This window comes from Paraeggerthella sp. (genome assembly GCF_048427265.1).
Classification (GTDB): Bacteria; Actinomycetota; Coriobacteriia; order Coriobacteriales; family Eggerthellaceae; genus Paraeggerthella; species Paraeggerthella hominis.
Window position 1 is genome coordinate 1 of sequence record NZ_DBFOSR010000064.1, and the last position, 19,632, is coordinate 19,632.

At 61.0% G+C, this 19,632-nt stretch carries 12 protein-coding genes and 1 tRNA gene; 3 read left to right on the forward strand and 10 right to left on the reverse strand.

The features are described from left to right. The first annotated feature begins 68 nt into the window (after nucleotides 1–68). Nucleotides 69–842, forward strand: coding sequence for a nigerythrin (gene ngr / locus ACMNI9_RS06180; protein WP_225749718.1), 774 nt, complete (start codon nucleotides 69–71; stop codon nucleotides 840–842). A gap of 154 nt (nucleotides 843–996) precedes the next feature. Here ngr and ACMNI9_RS06185 read toward each other — a convergent pair whose 3' ends face one another. From ACMNI9_RS06185 to ACMNI9_RS06195, 3 genes are all read right to left on the reverse strand, one after another. Continuing rightward, the gene (locus ACMNI9_RS06185; protein ID WP_114566437.1) at nucleotides 997–1,710 is read right to left on the reverse strand and encodes a LytR/AlgR family response regulator transcription factor; all 714 of its coding nucleotides are present in this window, start codon (nucleotides 1,708–1,710) and stop codon (nucleotides 997–999) included. A gap of 192 nt (nucleotides 1,711–1,902) precedes the next feature. After that, on the reverse strand, nucleotides 1,903–2,784 hold the full coding sequence (locus tag ACMNI9_RS06190; protein WP_114566436.1) for a tyrosine-protein phosphatase: 882 nt from the start codon (nucleotides 2,782–2,784) through the stop codon (nucleotides 1,903–1,905). A 73-nt stretch (nucleotides 2,785–2,857) separates the two neighbouring features. Next, nucleotides 2,858–4,270, reverse strand: coding sequence for a Sapep family Mn(2+)-dependent dipeptidase (locus tag ACMNI9_RS06195; RefSeq protein WP_216529822.1), 1,413 nt, complete (start codon nucleotides 4,268–4,270; stop codon nucleotides 2,858–2,860). A gap of 291 nt (nucleotides 4,271–4,561) precedes the next feature. Here ACMNI9_RS06195 and ACMNI9_RS06200 point away from each other — a divergent pair. Continuing rightward, nucleotides 4,562–4,645 (forward strand) — tRNA-Leu (locus tag ACMNI9_RS06200). A gap of 92 nt (nucleotides 4,646–4,737) precedes the next feature. On the opposite strand, the gene ACMNI9_RS06205 is transcribed toward ACMNI9_RS06200, so the two are convergent. The 4 genes from ACMNI9_RS06205 to ACMNI9_RS06220 form a co-directional block, all read right to left on the reverse strand. Continuing rightward, complete coding sequence (locus ACMNI9_RS06205; protein WP_418831264.1) at nucleotides 4,738–8,202, reverse strand: S8 family serine peptidase; 3,465 nt, start codon at nucleotides 8,200–8,202, stop codon at nucleotides 4,738–4,740. Between the two features lie 335 nt (nucleotides 8,203–8,537). Continuing rightward, a complete protein-coding gene (locus tag ACMNI9_RS06210; RefSeq protein WP_216529824.1) occupies nucleotides 8,538–10,091 on the reverse strand; it encodes a catalase in 1,554 nt (517 codons plus the stop codon). A gap of 143 nt (nucleotides 10,092–10,234) precedes the next feature. Next, nucleotides 10,235–11,563 carry a serpin family protein gene (locus ACMNI9_RS06215; protein WP_216529825.1) on the reverse strand — a complete coding sequence of 443 codons (1,329 nt, stop codon included), beginning with the start codon at nucleotides 11,561–11,563 and terminating at the stop codon, nucleotides 10,235–10,237. Between the two features lie 399 nt (nucleotides 11,564–11,962). Next, nucleotides 11,963–13,459, reverse strand: a complete 1,497-nt coding sequence (locus ACMNI9_RS06220; protein WP_418831266.1) for an FAD-dependent oxidoreductase — start codon at nucleotides 13,457–13,459, stop codon at nucleotides 11,963–11,965. A 301-nt stretch (nucleotides 13,460–13,760) separates the two neighbouring features. On the opposite strand from ACMNI9_RS06220, the gene ACMNI9_RS06225 reads away from it, so the two are divergent. Next, nucleotides 13,761–15,236 carry a response regulator transcription factor gene (locus ACMNI9_RS06225; protein ID WP_216529827.1) on the forward strand — a complete coding sequence of 492 codons (1,476 nt, stop codon included), beginning with the start codon at nucleotides 13,761–13,763 and terminating at the stop codon, nucleotides 15,234–15,236. Nucleotides 15,237–15,811: 575 nt separating this feature from the next. Here ACMNI9_RS06225 and serC read toward each other — a convergent pair. From serC to ACMNI9_RS06240, 3 genes are all read right to left on the reverse strand, one after another. After that, entirely contained in the window at nucleotides 15,812–16,894 is a 1,083-nt protein-coding gene (serC, locus tag ACMNI9_RS06230; protein WP_114565852.1) for a 3-phosphoserine/phosphohydroxythreonine transaminase, read from the reverse strand. A gap of 154 nt (nucleotides 16,895–17,048) precedes the next feature. After that, complete coding sequence (locus ACMNI9_RS06235; protein WP_418831269.1) at nucleotides 17,049–17,519, reverse strand: tRNA (cytidine(34)-2'-O)-methyltransferase; 471 nt, start codon at nucleotides 17,517–17,519, stop codon at nucleotides 17,049–17,051. Beyond that, entirely contained in the window at nucleotides 17,516–19,600 is a 2,085-nt protein-coding gene (locus ACMNI9_RS06240) for an ABC-F family ATP-binding cassette domain-containing protein (protein WP_114565854.1), read from the reverse strand. Before ACMNI9_RS06240 ends, ACMNI9_RS06235 begins: the two co-directional genes overlap by 4 nt. Nucleotides 19,601–19,632: the final 32 nt, after the last annotated feature.

A 19,632-nucleotide genomic window follows, 5' to 3' on the forward strand; every position in this document is an offset into this window, starting at 1 on the left:
TAATTAATATTAATTATCGTTTAAGAATCGGGCGTTGCGCCCGTTCAAAACAAGAGGGAGGAAGCACCATGTCCGAGATCACCAGACGAGATCTTTTGAAGGGCGCCGCTGTGGGAGCAGCATCGGTTTCGACGTTGGGGCTGCTTGCGGCATGCGCCAACGAAAGCCAGCCCGCCAGCACGGATCAGCCCGCCGCCTCGACCGATCCCGCAGCCGCGCAGTACACGGCCGAGGTGCTGGACCCCACCTCGATCCCCGAGGCGAGCACTGCCAGCAACTTCAACATCGTGCCCGACAGCAAGACCACGGTGGGGACCACCTATGAGAACCTGCTCTCCGCCATCGAGGGCGAAACGGGTGCCACCACGAAGTACGAGGCGTACGCCAAGGTTGCCAAAGATGAAGGGTTCGATACGCTCGCGCGCCTGTTCCAGTGCACGGCCGATGCCGAGAAAATCCATATCGAGCTGGAATACAACCTGGCAAAGGAACTGGATCCCAGTACGGAAAAGCCCCAGCCGCCCACCGTCGAGGGCCACAAGAGCGACGTCAACCTGATCTCCGGAGCGAACGGCGAAATCTACGAGACTTCGGACATGTACCCCTCGTTCATCAAGAAAGCCCAGGAAGAGGGCAACAACAAGGCCGTGCAGGTGTTCACGCGCGCCAAGCTGGCGGAAGCCTACCACGCGAAGCTGTACATGGACGCCTACACCACCATCGACACGCCGTTCGATGGAAGCTATTACCTGTGTCCCATCTGCGGCTACATCCACAAGGGCGAGAACTTCACCGCCTGCCCCATCTGCTTGGCGCCGAAGAGCTCGTTCACGGCGTACTAAGCCGCCGTCGGGCATGCCCGAAACGCTTGCCCGCTACCAAATGAAAACGCGCCCCCGCCGGACGCGCTACCGAAAAAGCGGGACCCGATAGTGTCGGGTCCCGCTTGCTAAATGCAGGTAAAAGCCCTGCGCCAAGACGGGCGCGAGGACGGCGCTACAGGCCGAGCGCCTTCTTGAGCGCCGAAACGCGGCGACGGGATACGGGGATCTTCTCCTCCACGGCGTTCAGCGTAAGCAGCAGCGTTCCACCAGACACGGACTCGATTTCCTCGACCATGGACAGGTTCACCAGATAGCCGCGATGCACGCGGAAGAACCCGTGCCCGTCCAGGCGCTTCTCCAGTTGAGCCAAGCTGACGGTCGAGAAATAGCGATCCGTGTCGGTTTGCAGATACGCATAGTCGTCGCGAGCCATAACGAAGCGGATCTTGTCGATGCCGATAAGGATCTTCTTGCCGCCCTTCTCCACCGGAATACGCTCCGATTTCTGGGCCTGCAAATGCAGGGACACATGCTCGCGAACACGCGAGATAGCCTGCGACAAGCGCTCGGTCTCAACCGGCTTCACCAGGTAGTCGATCGCGCTGACCTTAAACGCGTCCAGGGCGTATTCGCTGTACGCGGTCACGAACACGACCGCAGGGGGGAACTTGAGATGCTGCAAGGCCTCCGCCAGCTGCAATCCCGTAGCCTCGGGCATGTTGACATCAAGGAACATCACGTCAACGGGATACTCCTTGAGCTTTTCGATAGCCTCGCGCACGCTAGCAGCTTCGGCCACGACCTCGGTCTGCCCAAGCTCGTCCAACAGGAACTTGAGTTCAGAACGTGCGGGGGCCTCGTCGTCGACAATCATGGCTTTCAACACTAATACCTCCTAGATTCCGAACAAACGCTTAAAGATTCTTTCATTATAAGTCATGGCAAGCCCAAACCGCGCAAAAGCAGAAATATAGGGCTAGACCAATTCAACAAGGGCCGCAATCGGCGGCGAAAGGCCTTGAGGCGAGCGCACGCACCGCGCAACAAGCGCGGTCGCTTGCGGATTCGCGAGAACGCCTTAACCCTGCGGGCCGTCCGCCAAATACCGGTGCCGCAAGGCATCGCGCTGGTCGTCCGCCACGCCAAGCGCAACGCGCACGTACTCATCCAAGCTTCCGTACTCCCGGTCCACCGCATCGAACGCCGCTTGCAAGAACCGAGGGTCGGCCGAGTTGAGCACTTTAAGGCTTGCATCCAGCTTGTCCGCCAAACCGTACGCGGCCAGCGCGTCCATAATGTCTTGCGAGCGCGCCTCCACGTAACGGTTCGTGGCTTCGTAGTCCTTCACGATAACGTTGCGCGGCACGCCTAGAACATGGAGCATCAGCATGGTGGCCAAACCGGCGCGATCCTTGCCGATAGTGCAGTGCCACAGCACCGCCCCCTGTTCAGCAGCTAAAACGTCTTGGAAGAACTGGGAGAACCCGCGTTGGCTTTGCTCGTCGAGCACCATGCGAGCATACACGTCCATCATCATGCCGGCCGGGTTCTTCTGAACCGCCCGCAGCGCCTTGAGGGCCGAAAGGATCCCGCCTTCGTGCGTTACCCCGAACGTGGATGCAGACAGCACCGGAGCATCGCGAAACCGCACGTCCAGCAGGGCGTCTTCGGGATCGGGATGCTCGCGGCGCTCCTCCTCGGTTCGCAGGTCCACCACCGTACGAAGATCGAACTCATCCGCAAGAACCTTCAAATCGCGCTCGGTGGCGCGCGCAAGAGCGCCCGAGCGCAGCAGGCGCGCACGCTTGACGAACCTCCCGTCAACCGAAGGGAGGCCTCCCAAGTCACGCGTGTTCGGAAGACCCTCGAACTCGATGCGCCCGTCATCTGCCCGCTCGAAGCCCTCGGCGTCCGCTATGCCAAGGGCGGGATAAAAATCGTCCGGAACGGAATCGACCATCTGCTTCCTCTCCTTTTTGCGCACGACGCCCCGGCGATTGCCGAAAGCCGCCGGGGCGTCGCATCCATTACCGTTATTGCAGGTCGAGCTTCATCAGCTTATCAAGCGTAAGCACGTAGATCTTGAAAGACTGCTTGAGCAGTTCCTCGCTGACGGCCTCGTCGGGGCCGTGCATCATGCCCACCCATTCGGGATTTTCGACCCAAGGCTTCTCGGGCCCGAAGCTAGCGCCGCTCTTGAACTCGCGGGCGTACGTCCCGCCGCCCATGGTGAACGGCTTGGCATCCTCGCCGGTTGCCTCGTTGTACGCATTGAGCAGCGCCTGGATGACCGGAGAATCCGGCTCCACCAGGAACGGCTCCATAAGCAGCGTCCTTTCGAACGTGCCGCCAATTTCGTCGGTCAGCTTGCGCAGCCGGTCGGTTATCTCATCAGCCGTAATCGACGTGGGGAAACGGCTGTCGAGCGTCTGCACGAACCGATCGTCTTCCAGCTTGATGGTGCCCCCCACAACGGTCAGCGGACCGAAGTACTCGTCCGACGTGGCAATGCCCACACCGCTGCCGTCAGTATGGTTCAGAAGCTTCTGGTCAAGCTCGAGGAAGGCGCGCTCGTCGGCGCTGCACAAGCCCTGATCCAGCAAGTAGTCCACAATAAGGCCGATAGCATTGACCCCTTCGTCAGGCATCGACGCATGGGCGCCTTTGCCGGACGCCTCCAAGCGGGCCAGGCCTTCGCCGGCTTCGCTTATGGCAATACGGTCGGTGCTCGGCAGCTCGCTTGCGCTCGCCTTCACCACGGCATGGGCTATGCCCGGCACGGCGTTGGTGGCTGCGCCGCCCTCGAACGAAACGATCACGCGCGCGCATTCCTGAAGGGGCTTGCTGGATATCACGCCGTCGAAACCGCCCTTTTCGCCGTAGCACACAGGGAACTCGGCGTCGGGAGTGAACAAAAACGCCGGATCATCGTAATGCTTGTGGTAGTACGCCACATCCGCCATGCCCGATTCCTCGTTCGCGCCGAAAAGAAAACGGACGGTGTAGGGGAATTCCACACCCTGATCTTTCCAGAACTTCACGGCATGCAGCGCCACCACGCTGGGACCCTTGTCATCCAACGTGCCGCGCCCTACCAGGTAGCCCTCTTTGCGCGTGACGGCATACGGCTCGAACGTCCACCCCGGGCCCGCGGGCACGACGTCCATGTGGCCGATGATGCCGATCTGCGTTTCGCTTGCGCCGGGAAAGTCCGCGAACCCGATGTAGCCTTCTGCATCATGGGTCTCAAAACCCATGTCGGAAGCAAGTTCGAGCGCTGCGGTGAGCGCCTGCTTCGGGCCAGGGCCGAAGGGAGCGCCTTCGGCTTTCTTGTCTAGTTCCTCGAAGCTGGGAATGCGAACGAGCGTTTCGATGTCGCCGACCATCGCCTCCCAATTGTCCTCGAGGTATGCATCGATTTTTTGAGCGAGTTCCGTTTGATCCATAAAGATTCCGCCTCTCTGTCGAGTGCGCTGAAATTGGCGGCGAGGCTCGCTTGCATCGTGCCGCCAATGGCAATTGCTTCCATTATGAGCCTTGGCAAGATCCTGCGCCAGATAGACGTGCACCTGTTAACCGATTGTCGTTCGGGCAGCGGGCGCTCTGCCCGCGCGCGGCGAAAAGGGAGCGAACGGGAGCGCGACAGAGGTGCGACGGTGTGCGGAGCGAATAGCGGTGCGAACATGCCGAGTTTTTTCTCGACGGGTCGCCAAGCTTCGGGTATACTTTCATGCTGCGCCCGAGTGGCGGAATGGCAGACGCGGCGGTCTCAAAAACCGTTGTCTAACGACGTGCGAGTTCGACTCTCGCCTCGGGCACCATCTCGCTCATCAAGTACCCCGCAAGGCCCTTCGGCTTTGCGGGGTACTCGCTTTTCACGGCTTTGCGCGATCGCACGGATCCGCGAACGAGACTACCGGCGCCTGCGATGCGCGAACGCAAGCGTGCCGCAGGCGATCGCAATCACGCCCAAGATCGCGGTCGACGCAAGCGGCACAACGTCGCCGGTGCGCACGAGCGCCTTCGGATCCGCCCCGGCCCCATTCTCAGGCGACACGGGCGTCGTCGGAGACACCGGAGGCGTGGGCGGCGTGGGCTCGGGAGCCGCCTCGAGCGCCAGGCGCTTAAACACGGTTGAGCCGGAAAGCACGTCTTCGCCCAGCACGTAAAGCGCGTCATTCAGCACCGTGGCGCCGCCGTAGACCATCTTCCCTGCCGAAAAGCGCTCGCGTACCGCCTGCCATGCGCCCGTTGCCGGATCGAACACGTACGTGTCGGCACCTGCGTCATCTGCGCTGACGAGCCCCGCAAGAACAAGCCGCTCGCCCTCGGTCGCGACGCCATCGATGCTCATGCCGCTCGGAAGCACCGCCGAGGCAACGGCCCCGCTTTGAAGGCTCTCGACGGCATCCGGAACGCCCGTTGCCGTCCAAACGCCTTCGCGAAGCTGCTCGACCGAGCCAACCAGGCTACTAGGCTGGACCGATGCATTGCCTGCCGCCACCGTCAACGTTCCATCGAGCACGTGCACGGCGGGCGTCACGCGCCCGCTGCCCAGGGGAGGCAGAGCCGTTGCCTGGCCCGTTCGCACGTCGATGCGCGCGGCAAGCGTCACGGCGCTGCCATCAGGCAAGCACCCGCCGCTCAGCCACAGCGACGCCCCGTCGCATGCCACACCGCCGAACACAAGCTCAGTTCCCTGATCTGCGCAGGCTTTCAGCGACGAGCAGTCAAGCGGATCGCTCAGCGTGCAGGCAGCCGTATCGTATTGGTACAGAAGATACTTAATCGGATCGAACAGGTAAAGCACGTCGCCATGCGCCGCCATGAGAAACGGATGATCGAACACGCCGTCGAGCGCACGCTCGACCGACCACGTCTTGGCAAGCGGGTCGTACGCCAGCAAAACGAAAACCGACTGGCCCCCCTGCATCGTGACTGCTTTTTCGCTCGCTGCATATACGGTCGCGTTCGCAGATGCCACCTGCCACGAAGTCGATTGCTCAGCATCCACTATCCCTAAATCTTGAAAATTAGGAGCAGGCAGATCTTCATAGTAGGCCGGAGGCTGCTCTTGCCCCACAAGAAGAAGATGCCTTCCCGATGCGCCGTCGGCACGCACCACCTGCACGTAGCGCATCTTCGCCTCAAGCTGTTCGGGCAGCGCGACGGTAATGCCCTGATCGCCCCACGCCGTCACGGCAAGCTCTTCGCCATCAAGGAGAACGCGCCCTTCAGCATCACCGAACCAACTCCCTCGGATGGTCGCCGTAGCGTGAGCAGCTGCGGCTTCACGCGCGGCGGGCTCGAGCGCATCCACAACGGGGTACGGATCGGTTGCCGCGCGCACAAGGTCAAGCTTGCCGTCCGAGGTGCAAGTACCGGCAAGCTCCGTGGTGCGCTCGACGCCGCCCAGCACGCGAGCGCGCAGCGTCGATGCATCCTCATCGGGAAACTTCCCCGCTAGCAAAGCGAGGGCGCCGCTCACCACCGGAGCGGCCATCGAAGTTCCGCTCAAATTGTTGTACGGAATGATCGAAGTTATCAGCGAGACGCTATCGATGTTGAACAGGAGGTCGGACCCCTCGTCGAACGGCACCAGGTTGCGCGTGATCTTGACGGACAGATTCTTCCAATCAATCGATTCGCGCGCCTCGTCAGGTATGCGAGCTACGAAGGTCGACCATGAGTTATAGGAAGCGATCAGTTCTTCGCCCGGAGACAGTTCGATCCAAGGGTTGTCCGGATCAGTCGACGACAGGTACACGTGCAGAATGCGCGCGGAGCCGGACGCGATCGAATCAGTCACCTTCGCGTCAAACGCCAGATAGTGCGCGTCCTCGAACGACGCGCCCGCCGTTTGATCCGCCCATGCCCCATCGGCGGGGGTCAGCACGACACTTGCCTCTTGGCCTGCCTTCGCGGCAGGCACGCTCCATTGCAGGCTGTGCCCCGATGCGGCGGACCCGGCCCATACCTCATCAGTGCGCACGACCGACGTCGGTGCGCTTCCGGCTACGTCGAACGTGAAGAGGCCGTCAAGCTTCTCGAAATCGTCTTGCAAGACAATGAGGTCTTTATCCTCGAGATCGGCCATTCCTTGGCCTACCGGCACGGTTGACAAGATAGCGTCGCCAGGTGCTGCAAGATCGGTCGTCGCCGCACCGTACGACGAAAAGGCTGCGAGCGCACCTTGGCGGTCAACGGCGTTCACAGCAATGACGCCCTCCGAAGAACCACCGGAAGGATTGCCGGGCGATCGGTCGTTATCGAGAGATTCGTTCCCCGATGCGCACACCGACAAGACATTAGCGCTGCGATACGCATCATCCATCACGCTGTCAAGAATACCGCTGACGCCCATACCTCCCCAGGAATCGTTCGCAGCCACGACCGGCACGCCGCCGCGCGCCGCCCGCTTCAAGTAGTCATAGGCGCCTATCTGGGCCGAAGAGGGAAGTTGCCCCGCTGCATTAGCGATGCGAAGCGCCATGATTCGGACATTGGGCGCCACTCCGGAACCGCCTTCGGCGTTATTGTTCGCAGCCGCAACGATGCCCGCCACATGCGTGCCATGCCCGTCGACATCCATGGGATCGTCGACGTTGTCGCCGAAGTTGTAGCCGGCGCTTCCCTTCTCGCCGGGCAAGCCGATGTCTCCGGGGTTGCTCCACATGACGTCCTGAAGATCGGGGTTCGTGTAGTCCACGCCCGTATCGACCACGGCAACCACAACGCTCTTCAACTCGGACGACTTTTCGGGAATGCCCAGCTTCTGCCACAGCGTCCGCGCATTGGAACCTCCCGGCGCCTCGGAGGTGGAAGACAGCTGCCACTGCTGGTCAAGCAGCGGGTCGTTGGTCGCGGCCTCGGCAGAGTCGGCGGCGCGCGCTGCGCCGGCGGAAGGCTCCGGTCGGACGGAAGGCGCGCTTTCGGGGTCCCTGATCGTGCGCACGTAATCGGGCTCGGCGGCCACCACTCCCGGAGTCCCCGCCAACTGACGCAGGAGATCCTCGGTCGTCATGGTATCGGACTGAATAAGAATCACCTGATCGGCAGGCGTTTCGCTTTCCGACAGCATGCGCGCCGCGGGCTCGTAGGCGCCTGATTCGTACGTGAACAGCGACTCCGCCGACCAAGAAGCAGCATCGTTCGAGTAGTTCGAGCGCGGAGCAACGGGAGCGAACTCGCTTGTTACACGAGCGAGCACGCGCCCAGGCGCATAATCGCCCGCCTGCAGCAGGTCGTCGATCGAACGCGCTTCGCTGCCGATGCCGACCATCGGGTTATCGCTCGGCGCTGAAGGGGGATCGGCAAACGCGGGGACCGCCGAACATGCAAGCACTGCGGCCAAAACGAGCGAAAAAAGTCGTCTCATGTGGTCCATCCCTCTGTGAAAGGCGAAGTCGGATGGTGCCATAGTAGCAAGAAGACCCCGCACGCGTAAGGCAAGCGCGCAGGCAATGTGCGAATATACCCCGATCGGCGCATATTTGAAGCAGACGAAGCAGGCGCGTCATCGCCTAAGCAGCTCGGCAGCGGCATCGGGATCCTGCGGGCTTGCCTATCGACGCCACGCGAAACGAGCCGCTTCTGCAAAGGAGCAAGCAGAAGCGGCCGTATATGGGAAAGCAATGTATGAATCAACCCTCTTGATAGCGAACGAATGTTTCACGTGAAACATTCGGGCGCGCAAGGTGAAGGAACTGGGAGCTAGGCGCGCGCTTCCCCGCCCTTCTTGCGAGCCGGAACCTGCTGGCCGGTAGCGGCCATGCGTTCCTCGTGCGTCATCGCAGCCAACTCGTGCACGCGAGCTACGTCCACGCCCAGCGCGTCGGCCAGACGGTCGCCGTACTCGGGATCGGCCTTGTAGCAGTGGGCCGCATGGCGCAAGCGAATGTTCTCGGTCACGCCGTTCATGTCGGCCGCCGTGTTCGCGATCAGCACGGCGCGCTGCGGCTCTTCCATCAGGCGATACAAGTCTCCCGGCTGATAGAAGGTGTCGTCGGTCGGGTCGTCCGCCGGATCCCATGCATCCATCGGCCCGAACAGGTCCATCGGCGGCTCGGCCGCGTCCGCCTGCTGCTGCCATTGGCCGTAACTGTTAGGCTCGTAGCCAATCGTGCTGCCGAAGTTGCCGTCCGTGCGCATGGCTCCATCGCGGTGGAACTCGGCATAGGGGCAGCGCGGCTTGTTCACCGGAATGTGGTTGTGGTTGACGCCCAGGCGGTAGCGCTGCGCGTCGCCGTATGCGAACAGGCGGCCCTGCAGCAGCTTGTCGGGCGACAGTCCAATGCCCGGCACCAAGTGCGTCGGCGCGAACGCGGCTTGCTCCACCTCGGCGAAGTAGTTCTGCGGGTTGCGATTCAGCTCGAGCGTGCCCACTTCGATAAGCGGGAATTCCTTCTGGCTCCACGTCTTCGTGATGTCGAACGGGTTCTCCTTGTAGTTCTTCGCCGTAGCTTCGTCCATGATCTGAACGCAGAAGCGCCAGCTGGGGAACTCGCCGCGCTCGATAGCGCCGAACAGGTCGCGCTGGTGGCTTTCGCGGTCGCCTGCGATAATTTGGCCGGCTTCTTCGTTGGTGAGGTTCTTGATGCCTTGGTTGGTCTTGAGGTGGAACTTCACCCACACACGCTGATTTTCCTCATTGATCAGGCTGAACGTATGACTGCCGAAACCGTGCATGTGGCGGTAGCTGGCCGGGATGCCGCGATCCGACATGACGATGGTCACCTGGTGCAGCGCTTCGGGCAAGCTGGACCAGAAATCCCAGTTGCTTTGGGCGGAGTGCATGTTGGTGTGCGGGTCGCGCTTCACCACGTGGTTGAGGTCGATGAACTTCTTAGGATCGCGCAGGAAGAACACCGGGGTGTTGTTGCCTACGAGATCCCAGTTGCCGTCGGGCGTGTAGAACTTCATGGCGAAGCCGCGAATATCGCGTTCGGCATCGGCCGCGCCGCGCTCGCCCGCCACTGTCGAGAAGCGCACGAACACCTCGGTTTCGGCTCCGGGCTGGAACACCTTCGCCTTCGTGTAGCGCGTGATGTCGCCGGTCACCTTGAACGTGCCGTACGCGCCCGACCCCTTCGCGTGCATGCGCCTCTCGGGGATAACCTCGCGATCGAAGTGCGCCAACTTCTCGATCATCCAGTTGTCCTGGAGCATCATGGGGCCGCGCTCTCCTGCGGTCAGCGTGTGGTTGTTGTCGGCGACGGGGTTTCCGACTTCGTTGGTAAGCCTGGTGGTATCGAACTGGTCGGTCATGGGAGGGCTCCTTCTTTTCTGGTTGAGAATCACCTGTCTTGTTGCGACGATCTTACCAGGGTAGGAAGGATTGTTGCCCCTTAATGAGACAAATTCTTATTTACAACACAGTATCGAATTATGTACACCTGCGTACTGGCGAGCTACTTCCCTGCAGAAGGGTCCCCGCACATGCCCAGAAACAGCACCGCCCCTTGCTTGGATTTGATCTCGTACAAAAACGGGCGATCCAGGTTGAAATCCAGTTCGCCCACAACCGCAGGATCCGGAAGGGCTGACATGGCCATGATGTCGACCTTGGTGTACGCGCTGGCTTCGACGCCGTTTTCGTCAAGCCCGATGTGGCCCTCCTGCGCCACGCTTGATACGTACGCCGGGATGTCGGTAAGGTTCGAGAAATCCGCCTGATCGCTGAAAGCCCTGTTCACGCCAAGCTTTTTCAGCGATGAAACCAAGTCGTACGAGCTGTCGAAACTAAACTTCGGAACATGGTACGTTACGAACGCTTCTCCAGTCGAATCAGCCGTGAACGCCTCTTCGAGCGCAGCGGCATCGGCCAGCAAATCCCGAGCATGCACGCCCTGCGCCGGGAGCACGAACGTCATCTGGCTTCCGTCCGCAAAGCCCAAGCTTGCGCGCGTGTACGTATCGGTCGCGCGAATCTCCTGAGGTCCGTCAAGCCGTTGAACCATGAAATCCGCCGTCACTTTTCCGGTTTCGGCGTTGAACGTTTCGGGGGAAACGGATTCGGCATCGAATGCCCTTGACCACTCGCTTTTGAAATACACAGTGTTGATCAGGGAAATCAGCTGCTGACTCTCGCTTTTGAACTGCGGAGCCAGCGTTCCCTCGGTGTTATCGGCAACCCATTGCCCCATCGCCTTGTCCGCTTCGGGGGTGCCGAAATCCGTCTGGAACAACGATGCGTAGAATTGATCGCGCATGACGTCGACGAACCCTTGGTTGAATTCGGCGTCGGGGCTCATCCATACGGAGTTGGCCAGCTTGACGTTCGAGTATTGATCGGCGGCAAGCAGACGCAGCAAATTACCGCACTGCTGCGCGGTAACGTCGACGTTGTCCGCACCGAGCAAGGCCGCGATCTCGTCCTGCGTGCTGCCTGCGGCTCCCATTTGCGTCATCGCCAGAGCGTAGTAAAGGCTTGCGGGCGAGTAGTTCTCGTTTGCTTCGGACGCCTCCGCAAACACGGCAGGTGCGCTCCGGTAGGAGAACGTGCTCAAGTTATCGAGGAACGCCTGGTCAAGTTTGTTGTCTTCGAGAACTTTACTCTGAGCTTCATAGTCGTCGGCAGCGGGTTTTTGCGGAAGAGCGGCTTGCAGCACCGTTGCCACGCCGTCGTACGAAGACACAACGCCGCCGTTCGAGTTCGAGCATGCCGCCAAGACCGCGCCTGTTGTCAAAACCAACGCAAGCGCGCATGCGCCCTTGCGAAACAGCCTGTCATCCATCATGCAACCTCCTCGTATGCGAATTTCACGCGCGACATGTCGATGACCTGGGCGCATGGATTCCACCCTGCACCGTGCGCCCTTGAGGGGGCGGCGTATCGTCGCCTTGAACCATAACACGATCGTGCATCGAACTATGTCGGCGTTCGGCCAAAGAAATGCATCTGGGGTTTCGACCGCCACGATGGACGCAAGCGGGCGGGGACGGGGACGAGGGCGGGCAGCGGACGTGCACCCAGCAGTTTCGCAGCGTCGCCAAGCTTCTTGGGACGGGGACGAGGGTGGGCAGCGGACGCGCACCTGTTCGCAAAAAAGCAGCCGCGCACGACCTGCGTGCGCGGCTGCCCAGCGAAGAAGATCTGGAAAAGCAGACCTTTTCGCTGAAGGGAGGGAGGAGGGTAATTAGCTCTGAATATACGAAGCGGCACTCTGCCCGCCGATGCGCCCCCAGGTAAAGCAATTGGAAAGCGTGAATCCCATGTAGGCGGAATTGCAGCTTGCCTCGCCACCTACGAACAATCCGGGAATAATCTGTCCGTCAGCACGCAGGACCTCGGCTTTTTCGCTTCGAGCAACGCCGCCATACGTAATGATTTCGCACGGAACCACGGGAACAGCCACATACGGCGCAACCAGCTTAGTCGTGGGGAAGCCGCCAAACTCCTTGTCTACGCCAGCGTCAACCGCGGCATTGTATGCATCGATCGTAGCGGCAAGGGCGGTCGAATCGACGCCCATGCTCTTCGCAAGCTCTGCGGCATCGGAGCCCTTCACGTACTCAAGACCTTCGCCGCGAACCACCTTGCCACCAGCAGCTGCAACCGTGGCCTCGTCGGATATCTCCCACACATACCCCGCACCGTCACGATGCATCTTGTCGAAAATAGGGCTGTTGAGATCTTGGCTCATGTACCCCTTGCTGGTCTCGTCAACAAATCGATTGCCGTCGGAGCCAACTAAAATCATGTTCGGGAGATTCGTGAACCCATTCAAATTCGCACTGGCCGAGGTTCCCTCGTGTTCGCTCATGATGGTGTAATCCTTGAGGATGCACATCATATGGTTTATGTGCGACAGAAGCGCTCCGGAATTTGATGCCGCCACCAAGCCATCGCCTTCGCAGTTAGGATGCCCTATGCCGAAAGTGCCGGCTTTTTCGGGATCGAACCGAGCAGCCAGCTCGGCATTGTGGGCAAACCCGCCCGTTGCCAGCATAACCGCCTTTGCCTTGATGCGCCGCTGCTTGCCCTTGGACTCCACAACCGCGCCTTCAACGCGCCCTTCGGCATCCAGAAGCACTTCCACCAGCTTCGTGCCCTTCTCAACCTGCACGCCCAAATCGTCAAGACAAGCCGAGAAGGCAATCGCGAAACCGCCGCCCGCGCCGTCCACGTTATGCATCATCTGCAACGGCCCGTAGTAAATGTCTATCCTGTCAAGGAAAGAGACGCCCACACGATCTGCCAACCAGTCGATAGTCTTACCGCAATTCTCGACGGTGATTTTGGTCAACGCGGGATCCAGGCGATACGACGCATTGTTCATCAGGTTCGCGTACATCTGGTCAAACGTCAACTCGATGCCTTGTTCTTTCTGAAACTTGGTATCGTAGCCAGCGATCATGCCTTGAGACATGGCCGTAGTGCCGCCGATCATATCGCCCTTTTCAATAACAAGAACGTTTTCTGCTCCGTTGTCCTTCGCCTCTACCGCACACGCCAACCCACACCCGCCGGCACCGCACACCAAAAGATCAACCTCCTGATCCCAGGCAGCCGACGTGCTGGAGCCTCCTTGATCCGCCTGCGGAGCGCAGCCGGCCAATGCCCCCAAAGCCAAAACCGCGCTTCCAACGGCGGCGCTTCCAATGAAACTGCGTCGTGAAATCCCCCGCTGCATGATGCCCTCCATTCCGATCAAGACCGAGCGAGAAGCACTTCGTCTGCAAACCGCCGTCCTGACCACACCAATTCGTCTGTCGAAAACAAGCTCGCACAGCCCTTCGACAAACTCAGGTTAAAGTGCCCTCGAAGCCCGCACATCTCCCATTCTGGGTCGAATCCGCCGCTCAGCCCCTCCCTCATTTTGGGTTGAATACGCCCTCGCCCAACCTTTTCGGCCAAAACAGGGTTGGCACGAGCTCGATCCTGTCGCACAATGAATCGCGATCCAACAACACGACCAGGGAGGGGAGCGGTTGATGGACGACGTGCGTTCTAAACAGCGCCACCTTCTTGTCATGTGGTGCGCCCTTGGATTCTCGGCATTCAAAGCGGCCCAATCGGTCCTGTATTCAACGGCCGTGCTAACGTCCGACACAACCACTGTGCTTATTGCCGGCTTTGATTTCAGCGTTGCGTCGGCCCTGTTCGTGCTGCTGGCCGATACCCTCATCGTCATAGCTGCGCTGCGCGGGCGGCTGCCCGCAATGTCCGTGCCGATCGTTGTTCCCTCGGCGATTCTCGCAGCCGCAGCTTGCTTTTCGTTTGCCGGTGGTTTTTCCACGATGGATCCAGCGGTCTCTCTTCTGGTTCTTGCGCTGGCCCAAGGGATCTCCACCGCCATGCTGACCCTGGCCTGGGTAGAACTGTTCACCACCATGAAACCCGCCGACAGCATGAAGGCGCTTGCTTTCGCCATGCTGCTTGCATCTTTGGTTTCCTACGCTCTCCGGCACGCCCCCTCCCCTGTCATCCTGATCGCCGTTCTGGTTTTGCTGCTAGCAAACGTGGCCCTTTGCCGAAAGGCGAAATGCGAAGCGAACGCGGTGCCGCAAAACGAGCCTTCCCGCGGATCGGCGTCGCAGCTTGGAACCAACGCGACGCGCTCGTACCTGAAGGGATTTCTCTCGATCGGGGAGGGATTGCTGTCGCTCTTGGTGCTGGGATGCACCGTCGGAATCATCAACGGGTTCATGGTTGTGCAACATTACAACTTCGAAGGATCGTCCCTTGCCTCCTCCTTGGGAGTCATCGCCGCATCGGTCGCTTTCTTTGTCATGGCGTACGGATTCCCCAAGACGTTCAGCGCGTCGCGCGCGTACCGCGCGCTCTTCCCTCTTCTGACCGGAGTGCTGATTGTGTGGCCGTTCGCGAACTTCCAATACGGCTACTTCGTAAGCGCCGCGTTCGTAGCCGGCCATAGCCTGATATCGACGAGCGTCATGTTCCTGATCGTCCGCGAGTCTCACGAAAGCCGGTTGAACCCGTACGTGTTTATGGGAACGTCGGTCGTGCTTATTCGACTGGCATCGATGCTGGGGATCGTGGGCGGCTCGGCCATAGCGGGACTGGACATAAACCCGCCGTTCAAGACCATGCTCGTGTTTTGCATCGCCGTATACCTCCTTTCCCTTGCGCTGTTGTTCATGCTGCGCATCAGAAAACGCTCCGCCACAACGACCAGCAGCAACGATGCGGAAGGAAGCGCACCTTCTTCTACCGAGAACGGCTCGTTTTGCGCGACGGGACAAGAGATTTCCGTTCGATGCAAGCTAACGGATAGAGAGTCGGAAATACTGCTGCTACTTGCTCGCGGAAGAAGCAGCACGTACATCGGCGAGGCTCTGTACTTGTCCCCCAACACCGTTCGCGGACATATCAAGAACATCTATGCAAAACTGGAAGTGCACTCGAAGCAGGAGATCATCGACCTGTTCACCGATCAAGCGGAGTGAGCCCATCCCCGCGCGGACGCGGGCGGGACGGCGGATATAGGGGCGGGGTGGTAGTTGCGGGCCGCCTCGCGGCGGCCGCACTGCGGAAGCGGGCGCGAATCGGGACCCCCTGTGACAATTTCACGAGCGCACGAAGCCGCCAATCGGCTGCATCCCAAAACGCGGCCATGCCTTTTGCCGACAAGGCGCTGCCGAAACCTGCATTCGGCAGCCCGCTCTCTGCCACAGGAAGGGTGCGGCAGTTTTCTTGGAGAACTCATGCGCCCAAAAACCCGAGGCGCTACCGCAACCTGCCCGCGAAGGGCTCGAAAATGGCAGAGATTCCGAGGTTTGCGGCTTTTGGCTCGTGACGTCGCGCACGAAAAGGGAAGATGAAATCTGCGACCAGGCATTATGCGATCACTTGTTCGCTATAAATGGAATATCTCGCGTTCAGGAGCCACAAACCTCCTAATCTCTGCCAAAAACGCATGTCCGCTGTTAACCTGCACCGCGTGCAGGCCAATCCTGCACGCGAAAAAGGGGCCGCGACTCAACCGCGGCCCCTTCGGGTTCATCGAGCAACGCGTAGGAGACTACGCGTTGTCGGCTTCGAACTGCTTCATGAAGGCGACGAGCGCCTCCACGCCCTCGCGAGGCATGGCGTTGTAGATGCTCGCGCGCATGCCGCCGACGCTGCGGTGGCCCTTGATGCTCTCGATGCCGGCCTTCTTGGCTTCGGCCACGAACTTGGCGTCCAGCTCGTCGTTACCGGTCACGAACGGCACGTTCATGATGGAACGGTCCTCCTTGCGCGCCGTGCCGCTGAAGAGCGCGCTCTGATCCAGGTAATCGTAAAGGAGCTGCGCCTTCTCCACGTTGCGCTCCTTCATGGCCTCCAGGCCGCCCTGGGCCTTCAGCCACTTGAACACCTTCCCGCACATGTAGATGCCGTAGCACGGCGGCGTGTTGTACAGGCTCTTCGCGTCAGCGTGCGTGTCGTAGCGCAGCATGGTGGGCGTTCCGGGGAACACGTCGTCGCTGATCAGGTCTTCACGGATGATAACGATGGTCACACCGGCCGGGCCGACGTTCTTCTGCACGCCGCCGTAGATCAAGCCGTAATCGGACACGTTGACGGGCTCGGACAAGAAGCACGAGGACACGTCGGCCACAAGCGGCTTTCCCTGCGTGTCGGGCAGCTCGTGGTACACGGTGCCGTAGATGGTCTCGTTCTGGCAGATGTAGACGTAGTCGGCGTCTTCGGAGATCTCGAGCTTCTTCACGTCGGGCACGTAGCTGAAGTTCTCGTCGTCGCTGTTGGCGATGCAGCGCGCGTCGCCGTAGAGCTTCGCTTCCTTCCATGCCTTCTTCGACCAAGAGCCGCTTACCACGTAGTCGGCGACCTTGTTGCGCATCAGGTTCATGGGAATCATGGCGAACTGCGTGGACGCGCCGCCCTGCAAGAACAGCACGCGGTAGTTGTCGGGGATGCCCATGAGGTCGCGCAGATCCTGCTCGGCCGTTTCGATGATGGACGCGAACGGCTTGGAACGATGGCTCATCTCCATGACGGACATGCCGCTGCCCTGGTAGTCGAGCATTTCGGATGCCGCCTCGGCAAGCACTTCCTCCGGCAGAACCGCCGGACCGGCCGAGAAATTGTACACACGAGCCATGGGGACCTCCTTGACGTTCTTTCAGACAATGCGGCCCAGTATACACGCTCGCAGCGCGCACAGGCCGCTTTATCCCGCTAAAGCGGCGAATAGGCTCCCGGACGGCAGAGGCGGATACGCTTCGGCCGCTTCAGGCCCGATGCCAAAGGACAAGCTAGCCCAGCCCCGGATACCCTTGCTGGCGCAGGGCCTCGTAGGAGGCCACGGCTACGGCGTTGCTCAGGTTCAAGCTGCGCAGCCCCTCGCGCATGGGGATCCGAACGCAGCGGCCTGCGTAAGCCTCGATGAAGCGCAGGTCGAGCCCGCGGCTTTCGCGACCGAACACGAGAAAGGCGCCCTCGCCGTACGAAGCCTCGGCGAAGCTGCGGCGCGCCTGCCCCGTGAACAGATGCAGCTCGTCGTTTCCGTGCGCCTCGAAAAACGCATCGGCGCACGCCCAGCGCACGATGTCCACCTCGTCCCAGTAGTCGCATCCGGCACGCGACAGGTTCTTCTGCGTCAAGCGAAAGCCCATCGGCTCCACCAGGTGCAGGCGCGCGCCCACACATGCGCACGTGCGGGCGATGTTGCCGGTGTTCTGCGGGATCTCGGGCTCCACGAGCACGATGTTCAGCTGCTCGCTCACAGCGCCTCCGCCTGTTTCGCCATTTCCTCTTCCAGCTCCTCGGTGAGCAGGAACCACTCCTCCTCGGCGGCGGCAAGGCGCTGCTTGAGCTTGGCGTGCTCGGCCACGGCGTCCGAGGAAGCGTCCTCGTTCACGTAGAAGCCCGGGTCGGCCATGAGTTCGAGCAGTTCGGCCATGCGCGCGTTGTCGCGCTCCATCTGCTTGTCCAGCTCGGCTATGCGCTTGCGGTGGTTCTTGAGCGCGGCGTACGCGCGGTTGCGCGCCTCCGCCTCGCGGCGCTTCTGCTCCTTGGACTTCGGCGCGCTCGCGCGCGGCGCCGTAAGCTCGGTCTGCGCGGCACCGGACGCGGAACCCGCCTTGTCCGGCCGATGCTCGGCGCCGGACGCCGCATGAGAGCCGCCCTTTCCCTTCTGAGCGCCCTTCCCTCGCGGCGCGTCCTCGCCCATCACCTCGTCGACCAGCGAACGGTCCTCTGGCGCCGGGCCGTCCAACTGACCGCTCTTGAACAGGTAGTAGTCGTAGTCGCCGTCGTAGCTCGTCACCTTGCCCGGCTCGATCTCCACGATGCGGTTCGCCACGCCCCGAATCAAGTGCCGGTCGTGGGTGATGAACAAGATGGTGCCCTCGAAGGTTTTCAGAGCTTGCTCCAGGATGTCGGCACTGGCAATGTCCAGGTGGTTCGTCGGCTCGTCCAGACAGAGGAGCGGGCGCGGCGCCACCAGCATCTTCGCCAAAGCCAGGCGGCTCTTCTCGCCACCCGACAACACGCTCACCTTTTTATCCACCGCGTCGCCCGTGAACAGGAACGCGCCGAGCAGCGTGCGAACCTGCGATATCGACCAGCCCGGAGCCACGTGGTCGAGCTCTTCGAACACCGTGTTGCCGGGATGCAGCTCGTCAAGCTGGTGCTGGGCGTAATAGGTTTTGGAAACGTGAACGCCGTAGTCGATGCTGCCCGCATCGGGACTGGTGGCCCCCGCGATCATCTTCAGCAACGTCGACTTGCCCGCGCCGTTGGGTCCCACCAGGGCAATCTTGTCGCCCCGGTACATGGTGAAGTCGAAGCCGTCGTAAACGGTCTTGCTGCCGTAGCGCTTCACGAGGCCGCGAGCGCGCACCACCTCGTCGCCCGTGCGCGGCGGCTGCTTGAAGTTGAACTTGACGGTCTTCTTCTCTTCGGGAAGTTCGATGCGCTTGATCTTCTCAAGCTTCTTGACGCGATCCTGCACCTGCTTGGCCTTGGTGGGCTTGTAGCGGAACTTCTCGATGAACGCCTCCATGTGGGCGATCTCCTCGGCCTGCTTCGCCGCCTCGGCGCGCAGGCGCTCGAGCCGCTCTTCGCGCGACTTGAGATAGGCGGAGTAGTTGCCCTTGTAGATGTTCACCTGCCCGTTGTCCACTTCGGCAACGCGATCGACCATGTTGTCCATGAACGCGCGGTCGTGGCTGACCACGACGACGGTCCCGGCGTAGCCGCGCAGAAAACCCTCTAGCCACTTGACGCTCTCCAGGTCAAGGTGGTTGGTGGGCTCGTCGAGCAGCAGCACCTCGGGGTTGCGGATGAGCAGCTTCGCCAACGCGATGCGCATCTGCCAACCGCCGGAGAACTCGGTGGTGGAGCGAGCAAGATCCGCCTCTTTGAAGCCCAGGCCGAAAAGCACGCTGCGCACTTTCGCCTCGATGGTGTAGCCGCCCAGCACCTCGTAGGCATCGCGGGCGCGTCCGGCGGCCGCCAGCTGCTGATCGGTCGGATTGTCGCCCAGCTCGGCCTCCAGCTTGTGCAGCCGGCGCTCCGCTTCGAGCACTTCCACCTGCGAGGACATGACCTCTTCGAAAATGGAGCGATCCTCCATCTCGATGGCCTCCTGCTCCAGGTAGCCGACGCGCGCGCCCTTCGCAAACAAAACGCGCCCCTCGTCGGCGTCCTCCTGACCGGAGACGATGTTCAAAAGCGTGGTCTTGCCCGCCCCGTTCGGGCCGACAAGCGCCAAGCGCTCGTATTCCTCCAAGCGAAACGTCACGTCATGGAAAAGCTGACGCCCCCCGAACGATTTCGATATGTGCTCAAGCTGCATGATCATAATGCGAACGCGCCTTCGGTTCTCGTGCTGGC